This is a genomic window from Pseudomonas sp. GW460-LB5 (assembly GCF_059423245.1).
This window is the reverse complement of sequence record NZ_JBWKXT010000001.1, coordinates 367324-387516: the sequence shown is the minus strand read 5'-3', so window position 1 is coordinate 387516 and position 20193 is coordinate 367324. Positions and strand designations below refer to the sequence as shown.

The 20193-nt window shown below is 61.0% G+C and carries 22 protein-coding genes; 15 read left to right on the top strand and 7 right to left on the bottom strand.

All coding sequences use genetic code 11. The annotated features are described in order from the left end of the window. The first annotated feature begins 126 nt into the window (after positions 1–126). The 7 genes from metG to AC07XM_RS01750 all read left to right on the top strand — a co-directional run bounded on the left by metG (position 127) and on the right by AC07XM_RS01750 (position 5813). A complete protein-coding gene (metG, locus tag AC07XM_RS01780; RefSeq protein WP_060520022.1) occupies positions 127–2166 on the top strand; it encodes a methionine--tRNA ligase in 2040 nt (679 codons plus the stop codon). A gap of 88 nt (positions 2167–2254) precedes the next feature. After that, entirely contained in the window at positions 2255–2803 is a 549-nt protein-coding gene (locus AC07XM_RS01775; protein ID WP_060520019.1) for an Rnf-Nqr domain containing protein, read from the top strand. Beyond that, positions 2800–3774: an RnfABCDGE type electron transport complex subunit D gene (locus AC07XM_RS01770; protein WP_023048366.1), complete on the top strand. Its 975-nt coding sequence runs from the start codon at positions 2800–2802 to the stop codon at positions 3772–3774. The genes AC07XM_RS01775 and AC07XM_RS01770 overlap by 4 nt, the downstream gene beginning before the upstream one ends. Further along, entirely contained in the window at positions 3771–4373 is a 603-nt protein-coding gene (locus tag AC07XM_RS01765; protein WP_016488770.1) for an RnfABCDGE type electron transport complex subunit G, read from the top strand. Before AC07XM_RS01770 ends, AC07XM_RS01765 begins: the two co-directional genes overlap by 4 nt. After that, positions 4366–4890, top strand: coding sequence for an Rnf-Nqr domain containing protein (locus AC07XM_RS01760; RefSeq protein WP_016488771.1), 525 nt, complete (start codon positions 4366–4368; stop codon positions 4888–4890). The genes AC07XM_RS01765 and AC07XM_RS01760 overlap by 8 nt, the downstream gene beginning before the upstream one ends. A gap of 4 nt (positions 4891–4894) precedes the next feature. Then, positions 4895–5533 (top strand): endonuclease III, encoded by a 639-nt coding sequence (nth, locus tag AC07XM_RS01755; protein WP_016488772.1) that lies wholly within the window; start codon positions 4895–4897, stop codon positions 5531–5533. 103 nt (positions 5534–5636) lie between these two features. Then, complete coding sequence (locus AC07XM_RS01750) at positions 5637–5813, top strand: PA3496 family putative envelope integrity protein (RefSeq protein ID WP_016488773.1); 177 nt, start codon at positions 5637–5639, stop codon at positions 5811–5813. A 55-nt stretch (positions 5814–5868) separates the two neighbouring features. On the opposite strand, the gene AC07XM_RS01745 is transcribed toward AC07XM_RS01750, so the two are convergent. Next, the gene (locus AC07XM_RS01745; protein ID WP_016488774.1) at positions 5869–6492 is read right to left on the bottom strand and encodes a response regulator transcription factor; all 624 of its coding nucleotides are present in this window, start codon (positions 6490–6492) and stop codon (positions 5869–5871) included. Between the two features lie 369 nt (positions 6493–6861). On the opposite strand from AC07XM_RS01745, the gene AC07XM_RS01740 reads away from it, so the two are divergent. Beyond that, positions 6862–7344 (top strand): hypothetical protein, encoded by a 483-nt coding sequence (locus tag AC07XM_RS01740; protein ID WP_016488775.1) that lies wholly within the window; start codon positions 6862–6864, stop codon positions 7342–7344. Positions 7345–7414: 70 nt separating this feature from the next. Here the strand turns inward: AC07XM_RS01740 and AC07XM_RS01735 are convergent, their stop codons facing one another. Beyond that, complete coding sequence (locus tag AC07XM_RS01735) at positions 7415–8632, bottom strand: argininosuccinate synthase (RefSeq protein ID WP_016488776.1); 1218 nt, start codon at positions 8630–8632, stop codon at positions 7415–7417. Positions 8633–8819: 187 nt separating this feature from the next. After that, positions 8820–9773 (bottom strand): flagellar protein MotY, encoded by a 954-nt coding sequence (locus tag AC07XM_RS01730; protein WP_102688899.1) that lies wholly within the window; start codon positions 9771–9773, stop codon positions 8820–8822. A gap of 130 nt (positions 9774–9903) precedes the next feature. On the opposite strand from AC07XM_RS01730, the gene pyrC reads away from it, so the two are divergent. Both pyrC and rnt read left to right on the top strand, forming a co-directional pair. Then, positions 9904–10950: a dihydroorotase gene (pyrC, locus tag AC07XM_RS01725; RefSeq protein ID WP_016488778.1), complete on the top strand. Its 1047-nt coding sequence runs from the start codon at positions 9904–9906 to the stop codon at positions 10948–10950. A gap of 23 nt (positions 10951–10973) precedes the next feature. Beyond that, positions 10974–11621 carry a ribonuclease T gene (rnt, locus tag AC07XM_RS01720; RefSeq protein ID WP_217435874.1) on the top strand — a complete coding sequence of 216 codons (648 nt, stop codon included), beginning with the start codon at positions 10974–10976 and terminating at the stop codon, positions 11619–11621. Positions 11622–11780: 159 nt separating this feature from the next. Here the strand turns inward: rnt and AC07XM_RS01715 are convergent, their stop codons facing one another. Further along, entirely contained in the window at positions 11781–12383 is a 603-nt protein-coding gene (locus tag AC07XM_RS01715) for a peroxiredoxin (protein WP_012273884.1), read from the bottom strand. Between the two features lie 224 nt (positions 12384–12607). Between AC07XM_RS01715 and AC07XM_RS01710 the strand changes: the two genes are divergently transcribed. Then, positions 12608–12826, top strand: a complete 219-nt coding sequence (locus AC07XM_RS01710) for a bacterioferritin-associated ferredoxin (protein ID WP_016488781.1) — start codon at positions 12608–12610, stop codon at positions 12824–12826. A gap of 201 nt (positions 12827–13027) precedes the next feature. Continuing rightward, on the top strand, positions 13028–13501 hold the full coding sequence (gene bfr / locus AC07XM_RS01705) for a bacterioferritin (RefSeq protein WP_016488782.1): 474 nt from the start codon (positions 13028–13030) through the stop codon (positions 13499–13501). Positions 13502–13558: 57 nt separating this feature from the next. Here the strand turns inward: bfr and grxD are convergent, their stop codons facing one another. Next, positions 13559–13894: a Grx4 family monothiol glutaredoxin gene (grxD, locus tag AC07XM_RS01700; RefSeq protein ID WP_016488783.1), complete on the bottom strand. Its 336-nt coding sequence runs from the start codon at positions 13892–13894 to the stop codon at positions 13559–13561. A gap of 91 nt (positions 13895–13985) precedes the next feature. Continuing rightward, positions 13986–16094: a molybdopterin-dependent oxidoreductase gene (locus AC07XM_RS01695; protein WP_060520013.1), complete on the bottom strand. Its 2109-nt coding sequence runs from the start codon at positions 16092–16094 to the stop codon at positions 13986–13988. Positions 16095–16468: 374 nt separating this feature from the next. Here AC07XM_RS01695 and argF point away from each other — a divergent pair, with 374 nt between their 5' ends. Both argF and AC07XM_RS01685 read left to right on the top strand, forming a co-directional pair. Beyond that, positions 16469–17389, top strand: a complete 921-nt coding sequence (gene argF / locus AC07XM_RS01690; RefSeq protein ID WP_016488785.1) for an ornithine carbamoyltransferase — start codon at positions 16469–16471, stop codon at positions 17387–17389. Continuing rightward, positions 17386–18495 (top strand): ABC transporter ATP-binding protein, encoded by a 1110-nt coding sequence (locus tag AC07XM_RS01685; protein WP_016488786.1) that lies wholly within the window; start codon positions 17386–17388, stop codon positions 18493–18495. The genes argF and AC07XM_RS01685 overlap by 4 nt, the downstream gene beginning before the upstream one ends. 34 nt (positions 18496–18529) lie before the next feature. Here the strand turns inward: AC07XM_RS01685 and ybaK are convergent, their stop codons facing one another. After that, complete coding sequence (ybaK, locus tag AC07XM_RS01680; RefSeq protein WP_016488787.1) at positions 18530–19000, bottom strand: Cys-tRNA(Pro) deacylase; 471 nt, start codon at positions 18998–19000, stop codon at positions 18530–18532. A gap of 303 nt (positions 19001–19303) precedes the next feature. On the opposite strand from ybaK, the gene AC07XM_RS01675 reads away from it, so the two are divergent. Beyond that, the gene (locus tag AC07XM_RS01675) at positions 19304–20155 is read left to right on the top strand and encodes an MIP/aquaporin family protein (RefSeq protein ID WP_016488788.1); all 852 of its coding nucleotides are present in this window, start codon (positions 19304–19306) and stop codon (positions 20153–20155) included. The last annotated feature ends 38 nt before the right edge of the window (positions 20156–20193 follow it).

Below are 20193 nucleotides of genomic sequence, written 5' to 3'. Positions count from 1 at the left end.
AGGCGCCTATCCTAACCCGTCAATCGTCAGCAGATGCGCATGCGGGGTGAAATATCTTCGCCAGCCCTTTATAGTGGCCGATCATCCTTATTTTTACCCCGTCGCCAGATAAGTAGCCGAGCCACCATGTCCGAGCCACGTCAGATTCTCGTCACCAGCGCCTTGCCCTATGCCAATGGATCCATCCATCTTGGCCATATGCTCGAGTACATCCAGACAGACATGTGGGTACGCTTCCAGAAAATGCGCGGCAACCAGTGCATCTACGTGTGCGCCGACGACGCCCATGGCTCGGCCATCATGCTGCGCGCCGAAAAAGAAGGCATCACCCCGGAACAGCTGATCGCCAACGTCCAGGCCGAGCACAGCGGCGACTTCGCCGACTTTTTGGTGGAGTTCGACAACTTCCACTCCACCCACAGCGAAGAAAACCGCGAACTGTCGAGCCTGATCTACACGCGCCTGCGTGAAGCCGGGCACATCGCCACCCGTTCGGTAACCCAGTACTTCGACCCGGAAAAGGGCATGTTCCTGGCCGACCGCTTCATCAAGGGCACCTGCCCCAAGTGCGCGGCCGAAGACCAGTACGGCGACAACTGTGAAAAATGCGGCGCGACCTACGCGCCCACCGAGCTGAAGAACCCCAAGTCGGCGATTTCCGGGGCCACCCCGGTACTGCGTGATTCACAGCACTTCTTCTTCAAGCTGCCAGACTTCCAGGCGATGCTGCAGCAGTGGACCCGCAGCGGCACCCTGCAGGACGCCGTGGCCAACAAACTCGCCGAATGGCTGGACTCCGGCCTGCAGGAGTGGGATATCTCCCGTGACGCGCCGTACTTCGGCTTCGAAATCCCGGGCGAACCAGGCAAGTACTTCTACGTATGGCTGGACGCGCCAATCGGCTACATGGCCAGCTTCAAGAACCTGTGCGCACGCCGCCCCGAGCTGGACTTCGACGCCTTCTGGAAAGAAGACTCCAAGGCCGAGCTGTACCATTTCATCGGCAAGGACATCGTCAACTTCCACGCCCTGTTCTGGCCTGCCATGCTCGAAGGCGCCGGTTTCCGCAAGCCGACTGCGGTCAACGTGCACGGCTACCTGACCGTAAACGGCGCCAAGATGTCCAAGTCCCGCGGCACCTTCATCAAGGCCCGCACCTACCTTGACCACCTGCAGCCGGAATACCTGCGTTACTACTACGCGGCCAAGCTGGGCCGTGGCGTCGACGACCTGGACCTGAACCTGGAAGACTTCGTGCAGAAGGTCAACTCCGACCTGGTGGGCAAGGTGGTCAACATCGCCAGCCGCTGCGCCGGGTTCATCCACAAAGGCAATGAAGGCGTGATGGTGGCCGGCGATGCCGCACCGGAGCTGACCGAGGCCTTCCTGGCCGCTGCCCCGTCGATTGCCGAAGCCTACGAAGGCCGCGATTTTGGCCGCGCCATGCGCGAGATCATGGCGCTGGCCGACCGCGCCAACGCCTGGATCGCCGACAAAGCACCGTGGTCGCTGGCCAAGCAGGAAGGCAAGCAGGATGAAGTACAGGCCATCTGCGCCCAGGGCATCAACCTGTTCCGTCAGTTGGTGATCTTCCTCAAGCCCGTGCTGCCCGTGCTGGCCGCCGACGCCGAGGCCTTCCTCAACGTTGCCCCGCTGGCCTGGAACGACCACCAGTCGCGCCTGGAAAACCACCAGCTGAACCCGTTCAAGGCACTGATGAGCCGCATCGAACCGGCCAAGGTCGAAGCCATGGTCGCAGCCAGCAAGGAGGACCTGCTGGCCGCCGAAGCCAAGGCCCCGGCGGGTAACGGCGAGCTGAGCAAGGACCCACTGTCGGCAGAAATCGAATTCGACACCTTCGCTGCCGTTGACCTGCGCGTGGCACTGATCGTCAAGGCCGAAGCGGTGGCAGGTGCCGACAAGCTGCTGCAACTGACCCTGGACATCGGTGACGAGCGCCGTAACGTGTTCTCCGGTATCAAGTCGGCTTACCCTGACCCGTCCAAGCTGGAAGGCCGCCTGACCATGATGGTAGCCAACCTCAAGCCACGGAAGATGCGCTTTGGCGTGTCCGAAGGCATGGTCATGGCGGCCGGCCCTGGCGGTGAAGAAATCTACCTGCTGAGCCCGGACAGCGGCGCCAAGCCAGGCCAGCGCATCAAGTAACAGCCCTGCCCCGGCCTTTGTGCCGGGGCAGTTCCCTCTGCGCCTTGATTGCCGGACAATCACCATGATTCCCGGCTATCGTCATCTCATGAGCGACTACATCCTGGTCCTGATCAGCGCCGCGCTGGTCAATCACCTGTGCCTGCTGCAACCATCAGTCTCCAGGCTGCACCTGCATGTGCATGGCCTGGCCTGCGCGCTATGCATTGCGCTGGGCGTGATCGGTGCTCAGTTGCTGGTGCGAGGGGTGCTTGCTCCATTGCACATCCACGACCTTGCCCTTTTCGTATTGTTGCCCTGGCTGGCGCTGCTCGCCTGGGGCGTGCCATGGCTGCTGGCCAAATGGCGCCCGAACTGGCCCGTAACGGGGTTGCCAGCACTGCTCTTGAGTAACAGCGCAGCGCTGGGGCTGGCGCTGCGGCTGGCCAGCGACGACAGCACCTGGCCAGCCACACTGCTGCTAGGCCTGCTGGGCGGTGGCGGCTTCTGGCTGGCGCTGGCCTTGCTCGCCGACCTGCGCCAGCGCAGTGCCCATGCCGATATCCCCGGCGTACTGCGCGGCCTGCCCATCGAATTGATCGGTGCCGGGGTAATGGCCATGGCGTTTTCCGGTTTCAATGGGTTGTTTGCGCAATGAATACCAGCCCTGACCCGCGACTACGCACCAGCATGGGCCTGGTCTTGCTGGCCTGCGTACCTGGCCTGCTGACGCTGCTGTGGCTCCATGGCTGGGGTTTTCTGGTGAACCTGTTGCTCTGCACCAGCGCCGCCTTGCTGTGCGAAACCCTGCTGCTGGCAATGCGCGGGCAAGCACTGAAGCCGGCGTTAGACGACTGCAGCGCTCTGGTGACCGCTGTGTTGCTGGCGTGCGCACTTCCTACCCTGGCGCCATGGTGGTTGCCGGTGGTCGCCACAAGCGTTGCCATCGGTATCGGCAAACAGGCCTTTGGCGGTGTCGGCCGCAACCTGTTCAACCCGGCCATGGTCGGTTATGCCTTTGTACTGCTGAGCTTCCCGTTGCACATGAACCATTGGCCGGGGCCTGCACCGGGCCTGATGGAAAGCCTGCAGCAGGCATTTGCGGGTAGCGAGCACATTGATGCCTGGGCCAGCCCTACGCTGCTCGATGGCCTGCGCCACAACCGCAGCCTCACCATTGATGAGCTATTCGCCAGTCACCCAGGTTTTGGCAGTATTGGCGGGAGGGAAAGCGAATGGGCCAACCTGGCGTTCCTGCTCGGCGGCCTGTTCCTGCTGCAGCGCAAGGTGATCAGCTGGCATGCGCCCGCGGGCTTGCTGGCAGGGCTGTTCGTGTTCAGTTTGTTGGGCTGGAACGGTTCGGGGTCGGATTCCAATGGCTCACCTTTGCTGCACCTGTTCTCCGGGTCGACCATGCTGGCGGCGTTCTTCATTGCCACCGAGCCCGTCTCCGGCCCAAAAAATGAGTGGGCCAAGCTGGGCTTCGGCTTAGGAGCAGGGCTGCTGATCTACCTGATTCGCACTTGGGGCAGCTACCCGGATGGCACAGCTTTCGCCATCCTGCTGATGAACCTCATGGCACCGAGCCTTGAGCGCCTGGCCCTGCTGCATCAGCAGGCCACCCGATGAGCCGCCTGGCGCGGGATGCAGGCCTGCTGCTGCTAACCGTGGCACTGGCTGTGTCTGTCACACTGGCATGGCGACAATGGACCAGTACTGCCGTCGCCAGCGCCGAGAAGCAACTGCAAAGCCGCCAGCGGCTGGCGGTGCTGCCTGAAGGCAGTTACGACAACCAGCCACTGGACACCCCCCTGGCCATGCCCGCCGCACAGCGGCCAAACAGTCGTATCCTGGCAGCTTACCGCGCAACGCGAGCAGGCGAGCCAACCGCCATCATCCTGATCACCCAAGCCCAAGGGTATGCCGGGCCGATCGTGCTGAGCATTGCCATCGGCACAGACGGCCGCCTGATCGGTAGCCAAGTGGTCGAGCAGCAGGAAACCCCAGGGTTGGGCGCACGCCTGGGAGACCCGCAGGTGCACTGGTTGGGGCAGTTTGCCAACCGTCAGCTGGGCGACCACTGGGCGCTGAAGCGGGACCACGGTGACTTTGACCAACTGGCCGGCGCAACCGTGACTTCACGGGCAGTGATCACAGCGTTGCAGGAAGGCCTGAGCTATTTCGATGAGCAGCGCAACTTGCTGCTGGAGGCCCCCACGCATGAATAGCGTCTACTGGCTGGCCGCAAGCCTTGTGCCCGTGCTTGGCGCCACCGGCACACTGCGAGAGGGCGCCGCCATTGGCGTGTGCGCGATACTGATGAGCACGCTGCACCAATTACTGCTGGCACCCTTGCGCCAGCGGCTGGCCACCTGGGCGTACATGCTGGCAAGCCTGCTGCTGTTGGCCGCCCTGGCCAGTTGCCTGCAACTGGCCCTGCGTGCGTGGCTACTGCCACTGGCCATTGCCCTGGGCCACTATCCTGCGCTGCTTTGCCTGCAATGCCTGGTTTACGACCACCTGCTACCCAGCCAGGGGCGCTGGCGCCTGCTGGTCAGGCACCTTGGTGCCATGCTTGCCATCTGCCTGCTGCTCGGTGCCAGCCGCCAAGGGTTGGCCCAGTTGGCCGGCCTGCACCTGGCCAGCCTGGCCCCCGGCGCACTGCTACTGCTCGGACTGCTGCTGGCCTTGTACAATCGCCTGCGTCCGGGCCCCGCCCACCCACGTCGTCAAGGAAAGCGCTGATTTCATGAATGCCGCCAAACGCCTGGAGATCTTTCGCAGGCTGCACGAAGACAACCCCGACCCGAAGACCGAACTGGCCTACACCACGCCGTTCGAACTGCTGGTCGCCGTGACGCTGTCCGCGCAATCCACCGACGTCGGCGTCAACAAGGCCACCGCCCGCCTGTTCCCTGTCGCCAACACCCCGGAGGCCATCTATGCCCTGGGCGTTGAGGGCCTGAGCGAATACATCAAGACCATCGGGCTTTACAACAGCAAGGCCAAGAACGTCATCGAAGCCTGCCGCATGCTGATAGAGCAGCACGGCAGCCAGGTGCCGCAGACCCGCGAAGCCCTGGAGGCACTGCCCGGCGTTGGCCGCAAGACCGCCAACGTGGTGCTCAATACTGCATTCCGCCAACCAACCATGGCCGTGGATACCCATATCTTCCGGGTCAGCAACCGCACAGGCATTGCGCCAGGCAAGACGGTGCTGGAGGTAGAGAAGAAACTGGTCAAGTTCGTGCCAAAGGATTACCTGCTCGATGCCCATCACTGGTTGATCCTGCACGGGCGCTATGTCTGCCAGGCACGCAAGCCAAGGTGTGGCAGTTGCCGGATCGAGGACTTGTGCGAATACAAGCATAAGACCAGCGACGATTGAGCCGATAGCTTGAAACCACTCGAGCGATTGAAAAAATCTTTTTTACCGGCGTCTGCTTTATGGTTATAAGGACGGCCAATGGCCCCTTGGCTTGGAGCGACTCATGAGCACCGATAAAGACGAACTGTCGATCGAAGATGATTTTGTTGCCACAGAAGATGAAGCGGAACCCCAGGTGGAGATCGCCAAGACCAACCTGAGCAAACGCCGCACCATCGACAACATGCTGGAAGAACGGCGCCTGCAAAAGCAGCTGGCCGATTTCGACTACGACCTGTAGTGCGGCTGCGGAGCACTGGCAAAGCCTCCTGAATGGAGGCTTTGCGGGCCGGCAGTCAGTTGAGCCCTTGCCGCTGCGCCAGCTCGATCAGGTCAACCAGTGACCGCGCATTGAGCTTTAGCAACAGGCGGGACTTGTAGGTGCTGACCGTCTTGTTGCTGAGGAACATGCTGTCGGCAATTTCCTTGTTCGAGCGCCCCCGCGCCAGCTGTTGCAACACCGTCATCTCGCGCGCCGAGAGACGGTTTACCATATCCGTCTCGCTCCCCCCTCCCCTGCCACGCGACGCATGGAGGGCCTGATTGGGGAAGTAGCTGTAACCCGACAACACGGCCTTGATAGCGCTCAGGAGCTCGGTGAGTTCCTGCTGCTTGCAGACGTAACCCGATGCCCCCGCCTGCATGCAGCGCATCGAGAAGTTGCCGGGAGCCTGCGACGTCAGCACCAGCACCTTGCTGCCTGGGCTGAAAGTGGCCATGCGCGCAATAACCTCCAGGCCATCCAGCCTGGGGATTCCAATGTCGAGCACCACGATATCCGGCAAGTGTTGCCGAGTGAGTTGCAGTGCAGCCACCCCATTGTCGGTCTCCGCCACGACGTCGTACCCATGCCGCTCCATCAGCATGCGCACGGCCAGGCGTATGACCGGATGATCATCCACGATAAGCACTTTATTCATGCGATATCCATTGATTCATTATTTTTGCTTTGGCACGCCACGATAACCGACAGGGCGCCCGATGGCGCGGCGAATTCTCGGCGAAACTCATGAGCAGATGAAACCTACATAAGTTAGAGAAATTTCCTACAAATAACGGCGATAGTTGTAACAACTAAAATCTTTATTCCCAAACTGACGGTAGCATTGGGCTGCAGGTGCGCACCAGTTGAAAACTGACGCTCAATTGAAGAAAGAGCCAATTCGAAAAAGGTGAAAAGTCGGAGCTATCAGGCTAATTGGCGATTATTCCTCGCCCGGAAATCAATCCGGTATTTAGTTGAGCGCAACGGTAGGTAAAGATGGCTAAAACTGCTGGAGACGGCCCAAATGACCCAAGCACAACCTGTCGCCCCGCTGACGATCATTGCCATCTTCGCGGGGATAATCGAAGCCTCTGCCCTTGCCACACTTCCGTTTCTTAGCGAGTCTAGCCAGAAGCTCTACACCTGGTTTCTGGTGGGTTTCCCATTCTTTCTGACTGCGCTGTTCTTCCTGACGCTCAATTTCAACTACAAGTCGTTCTACAGTCCATCATCCGACAGGGCGGCGAACGGCACCACGCTGGCTGAAAATAGCGTGGCCACGCCTGCAATGGCCGACGGTGCCCGCGAAGCAGTTCAAGGGGAGCCTGTCACATTCATGTTTTCCGGCCCCGACGCCAATCGCATGATGGAGCAGCAACTGCTTTCTGCACTTGCCCAACCTCCCCTACCGGCGCGAACCTGGCGCTTTTGCAACCTGGACAGACGTCAATGTGCGCAGCTGTCCATCAGTGCACTTGATGGCCACGTCGTGAACGACGAGCACTGAATGCCCAAACTTTTCTGAGGACATAAAAAAACCCGGCCTAAGCCGGGGTTTTCAAGACACGCGCCAGCAATCAGAGCAGCGAACGGCCCTTGTTGGCAGCAATGCGCATGCGCAAAGCGTTCAGCTTGATAAAGCCGGCAGCGTCCGCCTGGTTGTACGCGCCGCCATCTTCTTCGAAGGTGGCGATGTTGGCATCGAACAGCGAGTCGTCCGACTTGCGGCCGACCACGGTGACGTTGCCCTTGTACAGCTTCAGGCGCACTACGCCATTCACGTTGACCTGGGAGGCGTCGATCATCTGCTGCAGCATCAGACGCTCCGGGCTCCACCAGTAACCGGTGTAGATCAGGCTGGCGTACTTCGGCATCAGCTCATCTTTCAGGTGAGCGACTTCGCGGTCCAGGGTGATCGACTCGATGGCACGGTGGGCCTTGAGCATGATGGTACCGCCAGGGGTCTCGTAGCAGCCACGCGACTTCATGCCGACGTAACGGTTCTCGACGATGTCCAGGCGGCCGATGCCGTTGGCACCACCGATACGGTTCAGATCGGCCAGAACGGTGGCTGGGCTCTTGTCGACGCCGTCGATGGCAACGATGTCACCGTTACGGTAGGTCAGCTCGATGTAGGTGGCCTGGTCCGGGGCATTCTCAGGCGAGACGCTCCAGCGCCACATGTCTTCTTCGTGCTCGGTCCAGGTATCTTCCAGGACACCGCCTTCGTAGGAGATGTGCAGCAGGTTGGCGTCCATCGAGTACGGCGACTTCTTCTTGCCGTGGCGCTCGATCGGAATGCCATGCTTTTCGGCGTAGTCCATCAGTTTTTCGCGGGACAGCAGGTCCCACTCACGCCACGGGGCGATAACCTTGACGCCTGGTTTCAGGGCGTATGCACCCAGTTCGAAACGAACCTGGTCGTTGCCTTTGCCAGTAGCGCCATGGGAAATGGCGTCAGCGCCGGTTTCGTTGGCGATTTCGATCAGGCGCTTGGCGATCAGCGGGCGGGCAATGGAAGTACCCAGCAGGTACTCACCTTCGTAGACGGTGTTGGCGCGGAACATCGGGAACACGAAATCACGCACGAACTCTTCGCGCAGATCGTCGATGTAAATCTCTTTAACACCCATTGCCTGGGCCTTGGCACGGGCCGGCTCGACCTCTTCGCCCTGACCCAGGTCAGCGGTGAAGGTCACCACTTCGCAGTTATAGGTATCCTGCAGCCACTTGAGAATCACCGAAGTATCAAGGCCGCCGGAATACGCCAGTACGACCTTTTTTACGTCCGCCATGCCATCACTCCACGGGGTTGTACGGAAAGGGGTCGATTCTAACGGCCTTACGGAAAAATTTACAGTGGGGCGACAGCTTCTGACGACAAAGCGACAAGAACTGTCGGAAGGGCGACGGGGGTATGCATGACCATCTCACAGGCGCTGGAAATGTCGTGGCAAACACCTGAAGGCCCCCCCCCCGATCTCAGGGTGCCTTCGCCCCCGGCGCGGCAGCAGCCGGGTTGGCTGGTGCTGGGGCGGCAGGCGCCGCTGGCTCAGCCGGTTTTTCCACAGGTTTCTCAACCACCGAAATCCGATCCAGCTCGATGTTTACCCGGCGATTGCGTGCCCGGTTGGCCGCACTGTTGTTCTTCACCAACGGGTACTGCTCGCCATGGAAGCGCACCGTGATCTGTTCTTCAGTCAATCCATGGGCCTTGAAGTAATCAGCCACAGCCAGCGCACGACGGCGCGACAGGTCTCGGTTGGTCAGGCGGTTGCCACTGTTGTCGGAGTGGCCGTCGAGCTCGATGTGGTTCACCGTCGGGTCAGCTTTGATGTAATCCAGGATCACATCCAGCCGTGCACGCGCCGACGCGTCCAGCTCGGTGCCGCCCCCGGGGAAACCCACCTGGGTCTGGCGCACCTGATCATAATTCATAGGCAGCAGCTTGCCGGCACAGACCAGATAGTCGCTGTAGGCCTTGGCGAAGCTGACCGGCAGAACGCGTACCTCCATTGGCCTTCCGGCCTCACCGGTGTAGTTGCGCACCACTGTGCTACGCCCGTCGAGCAAGCCGTTGATCAGGCGGCTGGCCTGGCCTTGGGAAGAACTGAACAGCACACCGGTGCGGGCCATCCGCACGTTGCCCAGGTTGATATCACCCCGCCCAGGCTGCCACGGCGCCGCCGCCGCCAGCAGGCTGGCTGTACCTGCACCCAGTACATTGTTGTCCGAACGTAGCTGAAAAACGGGCTGTTCACCTGCCCGACGCACGAACTCACCGCTACCAAAACCTTCTATCGGCTGGATCAGACGGCACTCGAACGGGTCGCCCTCGACCTTCCAGGCAATATTTTCCATGCGCGTCTGAAAAGTCAGTGCGCCGGCCGGCAGGCTGGCGAACAGGGTCAACAGGGTGAGGTAACGCTGGCGCACGGGCGGCTCCACAAATTCTGACGGCTTACCTGCAGGCTATCGGACGCCGGCCGGAAAACTTGATAGCCGTGCTCGCCCCAGGCTTTTCCGGTAGCATTGGGGCTTGAGTTCGACCCGCCTGGAATCCCCAATGTCCGATCGCCTGACCCTCCTGCGCCCCGACGACTGGCACATCCATCTGCGCGATGGTGCCGTCCTGCCCCACACCGTTGGCGACGTGGCGCGCACTTTTGCCCGTGCCATCATCATGCCAAACCTGGTTCCTCCGGTGCGTAATGCCGACGAGGCCAGTGCCTACCGTGAGCGCATCCTGGCCGCCCGCCCTGCCGGCAGCCGCTTCGAGCCGCTGATGGTGCTGTACCTCACCGACCGCACCAGCCCCGAGGATGTCCGCGCGGCCAAGGCCAGCGGCATCGTGTACGCCGCCAAACTGTACCCGGCCGGCGCCACTACCAACTCCGACTCGGGCGTGACCAGCATCGACAACATCTTCCCGGCCATCGAGGCGCTGGCGGAAGTCGGCATGCCACTGTTGGTGCATGGCGAAGTAACCCGCAGCGAGATCGACGTGTTCGACCGCGAGAAGCGCTTCATTGACGAGCACATGCGTCGTCTGGTCGAGCGCTTCCCGACGCTGAAAGTGGTGTTCGAACACATCACCACCGGCGATGCCGCTCAGTTCGTCACCGAGGCCCCGGCCAACGTCGGCGCGACCATCACTGCACAGCACCTGCTGTACAACCGCAACCACATGCTGGTTGGCGGCATTCGCCCGCACTTCTACTGCCTGCCGATCCTCAAGCGCAACACCCATCAGGTGGCGCTGCTGGACGCGGCCACCAGCGGCAACCCGAAGTTCTTCCTGGGCACCGACTCGGCACCGCACGCCCGTCACGCCAAGGAAGCCGCCTGCGGGTGCGCCGGTTGCTACACCGCATACGCGGCCATCGAAATGTACGCCGAAGCGTTCGAACAGCGTAACGCGCTGGACAAGCTCGAAGGCTTTGCCAGCTTGCACGGTCCTGCCTTCTACGGCCTGCCAGCGAACACCGACACCATTACCCTGGTGCGTGAAGAATGGACCGCCCCGGACAGCCTGCCGTTTGGCGAGCAGACCGTGATCCCGCTGCGCGCCGGTGAAAAACTACGTTGGCGCCTGCTGGAGGAAAACGCGTGAGCGAAGACCTCTACGAAGACGACATGGACACCCAGGGCAGCAGCGGTTCGCGCCACCCGATGGCCGAGCGCTTCCGCGGCTACCTGCCGGTGGTGGTGGATGTGGAGACTGGTGGTTTCAACAGCGCCACCGATGCGCTGCTGGAAATTGCCGCCGTCACGATCGGCATGGACGAGAAAGGCTTCCTGTTCCCCGAGCACACCTACTTCCACCGAGTGGAACCGTTCGAGGGCGCCAATATCGAAGCCGCCGCGCTGGAGTTCACCGGCATCAAGCTGGACCACCCGCTGCGCATGGCTGTTAGCGAGGAAAGCGCGCTGACCGATATCTTCCGCGGTGTACGCAAGGCACTCAAGGCCAATGGCTGCAAGCGGGCGATCCTGGTCGGCCACAACAGCAGCTTCGACCTGGGCTTCCTCAATGCGGCGGTGGCGCGCAACGACCTGAAGCGCAATCCGTTCCACCCGTTTTCGAGCTTCGACACCGCTACCCTCGCGGGCTTGGCGTATGGCCAGACCGTGCTGGCGCGTGCCTGCCAGAGCGCGGACATCGACTTCGACGGGCGTGAGGCGCACTCGGCGCGTTATGACACCGAGAAGACGGCCGAGCTGTTCTGCGGCATCGTCAACCGCTGGAAAGAGATGGGCGGCTGGCGCGACTTCAACGATTGAGCTGCAAAAGCATTCGCGGGCATGCCCGCTCCCACAGGTTCACCTTTGCCGTCAGGCATGCAGAGAATCGGAGGGAGCGGGCGCGCCCGCGAAGAGGCCGGCACAGAACGGCATAAAAAAACCGGCCAACGAGGGCCGGTTTTTTTATGCGAGCGGCAATTACAGCTTGCCGGCGTTCTCGCTCAGGTAGGCAGCAACGCCTTCTGGCGAAGCGTTCATGCCTTTGTCGCCTTTTTTCCAGTTGGCAGGGCAGACTTCGCCGTGCTCTTCGTGGAACTGCAGGGCGTCGACCAAGCGCAGCAGCTCGTCCATGTTACGGCCCAGTGGCAGGTCGTTGATGATCTGCGAGCGTACAACACCGTTGGTGTCGATCAGGAAGGCGCCACGGAAGGCCACGCCGCCTTCGGACTCTACGTCGTAGGCTTTGCAGATTTCGTGGGTCATGTCGGCAGCCAGGGTGTACTTCACCTGACCGATGCCGCCGTTGTTGACCGGGGTGTTACGCCAGGCGTTGTGAGTGAAGTGCGAGTCGATCGACACGCCGATCACTTCGACATTGCGCGCCTGGAAGTCAGGGATGCGGTTGTCCAGGGCGATCAGCTCGGACGGGCAGACGAAGGTGAAGTCCAGCGGGTAGAAGAACACCAGGCCGTACTTGCCCTTGATGGCCGAAGCCAGGTTGAAGCTGTCGACGATCTCGCCATTGCCCAGCACGGCTGGAACGGTGAAATCGGGGGCTTTCTTACCAACGAGTACGCTCATTGTAATCTCCTGATGAGGGTGAAAAACCGTTTGCCGGGCCAGACGGGCTTGCCCGACATCCAACAAAGGCCGACCATCATACACGGCTTCTGATGACAGGCCGAATCCATCAGGCAGACAACCACCGGTCGCTCAAGCACGGCCTTTTTAGAAAGCACTTTGACAAGCATTCTCATTCACATTAAGCTCCCATCCATCGACTCAACCCGCGATGGTCAGCCCTTATGTATGTGTGTCTTTGTGTCGGCGTCACCGACGGACAGATCCGCGATGCGATCTATGAAGGATGCTGCAGTTACAAGGAAGTGCGAGCCGCGACCAATGTCGCAAGCCAGTGTGGCAAATGCGCCTGCCTGGCCAAGGAAGTGGTCCGCGAGACCCTGACCGAGCTGCAGGTCAGCCAGGCAGCCCTGCCCTACCCCGTGGAATTTACCGCAGCCTGAAAGCCCCTGATTCCAAGAACCGGACCCTGTGTCCGGTTTTTTTATGCCTTAAATTCAATAAGTTAGCGCTCCAACGCGGTTCACAAACATTCTTATTCCTATTAATTTTCACTTATTATTCAATAACTTAGGTTTGACACTCTTAAGTATCGGGCTCAAACTTCACTGTATTGGCACACTTCTACAGGGCAGGAACCCGAAATGAAAGGCGACGTAAGCGTCATCCAGCATCTCAACAAGATCCTCGGAAACGAGCTGGTCGCGATCAACCAGTACTTCCTGCACGCACGCATGTATGAAGATTGGGGCCTGAACAAACTCGGCAAGCACGAGTACAAGGAGTCCATCGATGAGATGAAGCACGCTGACAAATTGATCAAGCGTATTCTCTTCCTCGAAGGCATCCCCAACGTTCAGGACCTGGGCAAGCTGCTGATCGGCGAGCACACCAAGGAAATGCTCGAGTGCGACCTGAAGCTCGAAAAGAAAGGCCTGGCCGACCTGAAGGCAGCCATTGCCCATTGCGAAACCGCTGGCGACTTCGGCTCGCGTGACATGCTCGAAGATATCCTCGAATCCGAGGAAGAGCATATCGACTGGCTGGAAACCCAACTGGGTCTGATCGACAAGATCGGCATCGAAAATTATCTGCAGTCGCAGATGGGCGAAGAGTAAATATTCGCCCCATAAAAAAACCCGCGATCAGCGGGTTTTTTTATGCTTGCCGGAAAATCAGGCTTCGGAAGCCTTGGCTTTGGCAGCAGCGTCCTTGATCAGGGTCTGCAGCTCGCCGTTCTGGAACATTTCCAGCATGATATCGCTACCGCCAACCAGCTCGCCGGCTACCCACAGCTGCGGGAAGGTCGGCCAGTTGGCATATTTGGGCAGGTTGGCACGGATTTCCGGGTTCTGCAGGATGTCGACGTAGGCGAACTTCTCGCCACAACCCATCACAGCTTGCGATGCCTTGGCCGAGAACCCGCACTGCGGGGCATTCGGCGAGCCTTTCATGTAAAGCAGAATGGTGTTGTTGGCAATCTGCTCTTTGATCGTTTCGATGATATCCATGTAGCACCTCGGCTTAACTTTGCGACGCTGTTGTCGGCACGGTGGCGCATTGTAACGGAAAGCCGAGCAGCGTGCTCGGCCTTACTGTTCCTTACGCGGCCTCCACCTGCACAGGTACGCCATTGAGCGCAGCGTTGCCGGACACCGGGTCGCGAAAGCGCTCGTCGGTCAGGTCGTTGGCACTCACGCCGGCTTGCGCCTGGGCGATCTGCAGGTGCACACCCTGACGAGCATGACCGTAGCCATGGGGCAGGCTGACCACACCGGGCATCATGTCCTCGCAGGCTTGCACCTCGACTTCGAGATCACCCGTACGCGAGCGGATACGCACCCGCTGGCCGTCCTGTAGTTGCCGTTGCTGCAAGTCTTGCGGGTGCATCAACAGCTGATGCCGTGGTTTGCCTTTCACCAGACGGTGGAAATTGTGCATCCACGAGTTGTTGCTACGCACATGGCGGCGGCCGATCAACAGCAGTTCACCCGGTACAGGAGGTGCCAGTTGCGTCAGCCGGCGCAGGTCGTCCAGCAACACCTGGGGTGCGGCTTCGACAGCCTGACTGGCAGTCGCCAGGCGTGCAGCAAGGTTGCTGCGTAAAGGGCCCAGGTCCAGGCCGTGCGGATGATCGTCCAGTGTTGCGAGGGAAAGGCGCCAAGGTGTTGCTTGGCCATAGCGCCCCTTGCGCAAGGCCAGATCGATCATCTGCGCAGGCGCCAAGGTCGGCTTCAATTCAAGCCCGGCACGCCTGGCAAACGCCTGGGCCAGGCCGACGAAGATCTCCCAGTCGTGCAACGCCCCGTCCGGCTTGGCCAGAATCGCCCGGTTGAAGCGGGTGACGTTGCGCACGGCCAGCAAATTGAAGGTGCTGTCATAGTGGTCGTTTTCCAGCGACGACGTGGACGGCAGGATCAGGTCGGCATGGCGCGTGGTTTCGTTGATGTAGAGGTCGATGCTGAGCATGAACTCCAGGCCTTGCAGTGCCGCATCCAGCTGACGGCCGTTAGGCGTGGACAGCACCGGGTTGCCAGCCACTGTCACCAAGGCGCGAACCTGCCCTTCGCCCGGTGTAAGCAGCTCTTCGGCCAGGGCCGCCACAGGCAGCTCGCCGCCGTACTCGGGCAAGCCCGACACCCGGCTCTGCCAGGCGTTGAAATGGCCGCCGGAGGTGGCAGCTACCAGGTCGACAGCGGGCTCGGTGCACAAAGCGCCGCCTTCACGGTCGAGGTTGCCGGTTACCAGGTTGATCAGTTGCACCAGCCAGTGGCAGAGGGTGCCGAAGGCTTGGGTCGAAACGCCCATGCGGCCATAGCAAACGGCTTTTTCTGCCGCGGCGAAGTCCCGTGCCAGCTGGCGAATCTGCGTGGCGGCAATACCGCAGTGCGTGCTCATGGCTTCGGCGCTGAACGGTGCAAGCGCTTCGCGCACCTGCTGCAGGCCGTTGATCGGCAAGTGCGAACCTTGCGCCAGGCCTTCCTCGAACAGGGTGTTGAGCAGGCCGCACAACAAGGCCGCATCTCCGCCCGGGCGGATAAACAGGTGGGTATCGGCCATGGCCGCCGTTTCGCTGCGCCGAGGGTCCACCACCACCAGGCGCCCGCCCCGGCCAAGCAGGGCCTTGAGGCGCTTTTCCACATCGGGCACGGTCATGATGCTGCCGTTGGAGGCCAGCGGGTTGCCGCCAAGAATCAGCATGAAGTCGGCGTGGTCGATATCCGGAATCGGCAGCAGCAGGCCATGGCCATACATCAGGTGGCTGACCAGGTGTTGTGGCAGCTGGTCCACCGAGGTGGCCGAGAAACGGTTGCGTGTCTTGAGCAGGCCGAGGAAGTAGTTGCTGTGGGTCATCAAACCGTAGTTGTGCACGCTTGGGTTGCCCTGGTAGACCGCCACGGCATTGCGCCCGTGAGCCTGCTGGACCGCCCACAACTTTTCGGCGGCCAGGGCAAAGGCCTCGTCCCAGCCGATGGCCTGCCAACGCTCCCCTACCCGCTTGTGGGGCTGGCGCAGGCGGTCAGGGTCGTTCTGGATGTCCTGCAAGGCGACGGCCTTGGGGCAGACGTGGCCACGGCTGAACGGGTCCTGGGGGTCGCCCTTGATCGAGCTGATTAGCGCCTGCCCGTCAGCTTCATGGCTGACTTCGATGTTCAACCCGCAGATTGCTTCGCACAGGTGACAGGCACGGTGATGCAGGGTCTTGGTCATGGCCGCCTCTGCCTTGTTGTTGTCGAACAGTGACTATGCGCCCGGTCCCAGCCCCCCGCCAGCGCCCTTCGCCGCGTGAATCCACCGACATCAGGCACACGATTTGCGACAGCCATTTGCCAAATTGCCAGCAAGCCCTGTACAACCTCGTGTAGCAAATAAAAAACAGCACAGGCCGCCGGGTGAAGACACCCTTTGCAACACCCTTTGCAATCAGGCCGCTGTTCCCCCTTGGCCTCAGGCGACATTTACTTATAGTATTGCGCCTTTCCCTATTTTCGTCCGCCCCGTGCGGCTTACGCCGCAGGTCAATCCCGTTGTCAAAAAAAACCATACGGTCGACCTGCATACCGTTGCAGATAAGGTAGTCAATCATGAGCGCTAGGCACTTTCTCTCCCTGCTGGACTTCACCACCGACGAATTGCTCGGGGTGATCCGCCGCGGCATCGAGCTGAAGGACCTGCGCAAACGAGGCGTGCTGTTCGAGCCCCTGAAGAACCGCGTGCTGGGCATGATCTTCGAGAAATCCTCGACCCGTACCCGCGTGTCGTTCGAGGCTGGCATGATCCAGCTGGGCGGCCAGGCCATCTTCCTGTCGCCACGCGACACCCAGCTGGGCCGTGGCGAGCCGATCGGTGACAGCGCCATCGTGCTGTCGAGCATGGTCGATGTGGTGATGATTCGTACCCACGCCCACAGCACCCTGACCGAGTTCGCCGCCAAATCGCGCGTACCGGTGATCAACGGCCTGTCCGACGAGTCGCACCCGTGCCAACTGCTGGCCGACATGCAGACCTTCCTCGAGCACCGCGGCTCGATCCAGGGCAAGACCGTGACCTGGATCGGCGATGGCTTCAACATGTGCAACTCCTACATCGAGGCCGCCAGGCAGTTCGATTTCCAGCTGCGCATCGCCTGCCCAGAAGGCTACGAGCCGGATCAGCGCTTCATGGCGCTGGGCGGTGACCGCGTACAGATCATCCGTGATGCCAAGGAAGCCGTGCGTGGCGCACACCTTGTGGTTACCGATGTCTGGACTTCCATGGGGCAGGAGGAGGAAACTGCACGGCGCCTGGCGCATTTCGCGCCTTACCAGGTCACCCGCGAACTGCTCGACCTGGCGGCACCCGATGTCCTCTTCATGCACTGCCTGCCCGCCCACCGTGGCGAGGAAATCAGCCAGGACCTGCTCGACGACCCACGTTCGGTCGCCTGGGACGAGGCTGAAAACCGCCTGCATGCACAGAAGGCGCTTCTCGAATTTCTTGTAGAACCGGCTTACCACCACGCATGAGTCAACCCCTACTGCTCAACCTGCGCAACCTCGCCTGCGGCTACGGCGACCAGCGCATCGTCCAGAACCTCAACCTGCACCTGAACGCAGGCGACATCGGTTGCCTGCTGGGTTCATCCGGTTGCGGGAAAACCACCACGCTACGTGCCATTGCAGGTTTCGAACCGGTGCATGAAGGCGAGATCCAGTTGGCCGGCGAGGTCATTTCCCGCGCTGGCTTCACACTGGCCCCGGAAAAGCGCCGCATCGGCATGGTGTTCCAGGACTACGCGCTGTTCCCGCACCTGACCGTGGCGCAGAACATTGCCTTTGGCATCGCCAAGCACCCACGCCAGGCCGCCGTCATCGAAGAGATGCTCGAACTGGTCAAGCTGGGGGGCCTGGGCGGGCGTTACCCGCATGAGCTGTCTGGTGGCCAGCAGCAACGGGTCGCCCTGGCCCGCGCGCTGGCGCCTGAACCGCAGTTGCTGCTGCTCGACGAGCCGTTCTCCAACCTTGACGTGGAGTTGCGTCGGCGCCTGAGCCATGAGGTTCGCGATATCCTCAAAAGCCGTGGCACCAGCGCCATCCTGGTTACCCATGACCAGGAAGAAGCCTTTGCCGTCAGCGATCAGGTCGGTGTGTTCAAGGAGGGGCGCCTGGAGCAGTGGGACACGCCCTACAACCTTTACCACGAACCACAGACGCCGTTCGTGGCCAGCTTCATTGGCCAGGGCTACTTCATCCGTGGCCAGATGAGCAGCCACGAGGCCGTCAATACCGAGCTGGGTGAACTGCGCGGCAACCGTGCCTACATCATGGCGCCCGGCAGTTCGGTGGACGTGCTGCTGCGCCCCGACGATATCGTGCATGCACCCGGCAGCGCGCTGCAGGCGAACATCATCGGCAAGAGCTTCCTGGGGGCATCGACCCTGTACCGCCTGCAATTGCCGACCGGCAGCCAGCTGGAAGCAATCTTCCCTAGCCATAACGACCATGAGGTCGGTGAGGATGTGGGGATTGAGGTGCAAGCTGATCACCTGGTGCTGTTCCCGGTGCCTGGCAGCGTTGCGGCGCAGTTGCCGCAGCAGGAGAATGGCGTGCGTCGGTACAGTTCCGCGACCTGATTGCAGATTCCTGGGCCGCTTTGCGGCCCAGATCTCAGCCTCTGCCGATCCCGGCAAACTTGCCCTGGGTATGCTCGGCCAGCACCGCCGCCGCCAACTCCACTTCCAACCCGCGCCTACCGGCGCTGACATGGATAGTTGCAAAATTTTGCGCCGAGTCATCAATAAAGGTGCGCAGGCGCTTCTTCTGCCCCAACGGGCTGATCCCACCTACCAGATAACCCGTAGCCCGCTGCGCCGCCGCCGGGTCTGCCATCTCGCATTTCTTTACCCCGGCAGCGTGGGCCAGGGCTTTGAGGTCCAGGGTACCCACCACAGGCACCACCGCTACCAGTAACTCCCCCTTCTCGCTGCTCGCCAACAAGGTCTTGAACACTTGCTGCGGGTCCAGGCCAAGCTTTTCCGCTGCCTCCAGACCGTAAGAAGCCGACTTGGGGTCATGCTCGTAACTGTGCACACGGTGTTCGGCGCGATGCTTCTTCAACAGGTCTAGGGCGGGGGTCATGCAAAGGCTCCGGTCTGGGACGGCTCGGCGGCTACTTTAGGACAAATCCCACATCCCAGCCAGCGCACCACAATCGCGCGCCTCTAGTACGGGCATCCGCGACTGATTTTACGGGCCATTTCGTGACTGGTCGTTCACTTTCGACCTTTGACATCAGCGTTTCTTGTCTATATTTTTTCGCATCTGAACAAATGGCGCACTTTTAAGGTGCGTTTCCTGTATCTGCCCGGGGTCAATGGGGATCGACACCGGGCTTTGCTGTCGAGCGCCACGCGCCTCACAACAAAAAAAACGAGGTCATACATGACGACTGCTCTACGCCAACCCACGCTGTCCAGCCAGTGCCTGGCCGAGTTTCTCGGCACTGCCCTGCTCATCTTCTTCGGCACCGGCTGTGTTGCCGCGCTCAAGGTCGCCGGCGCCAGTTTCGGCCTTTGGGAGATCAGCATCATCTGGGGCGTCGGCGTAAGCATGGCGATCTATCTCACGGCCGGCATTTCCGGCGCGCACCTGAACCCGGCGGTGAGCATCGCCCTCACCCTGTTCGCCGGTTTCGACAAGCGCAAGCTGCCCTTCTACATGCTGGCCCAGGTATGCGGCGCGTTCTGTGGCGCGGCGCTGGTCTACACCCTGTACAGCAATCTGTTCTTCGATTTCGAACAGGCCCATGCGATGTTGCGCGGTAGCGAAGCCAGCCTGGAGCTGGCCTCGGTGTTCTCCACCTACCCGCACCCGTCGCTGTCCACCGGCCAGGCGTTCCTGGTTGAAGTAGTCATCACTGCTATCCTGATGGCCGTCATCATGGCCCTGACTGACGACAACAACGGCCTGCCACGTGGCGCCATGGCTCCGCTGCTGATCGGCCTGCTGATCGCGGTGATCGGCAGCGCCATGGGCCCGCTGACCGGTTTTGCCATGAACCCTGCCCGCGATTTCGGGCCAAAACTCATGACTTTCCTGGCCGGTTGGGGTGAAATCGCCTTCACTGGCGGTCGGGACATACCGTATTTCCTGGTTCCGGTGTTCGCACCGATCCTTGGCGCCTGCCTGGGTGCCGCGACCTATCGCGGCCTGATTGCCCGCAACTTGCCAATGGCACCTGCCGCGAACCCTGAGACAAATGACAATCGCCAGGGCGATACTCAAGCCAATTGATGCCGGCAACACGCACAGCCCTGACCTCCTATTCTTGC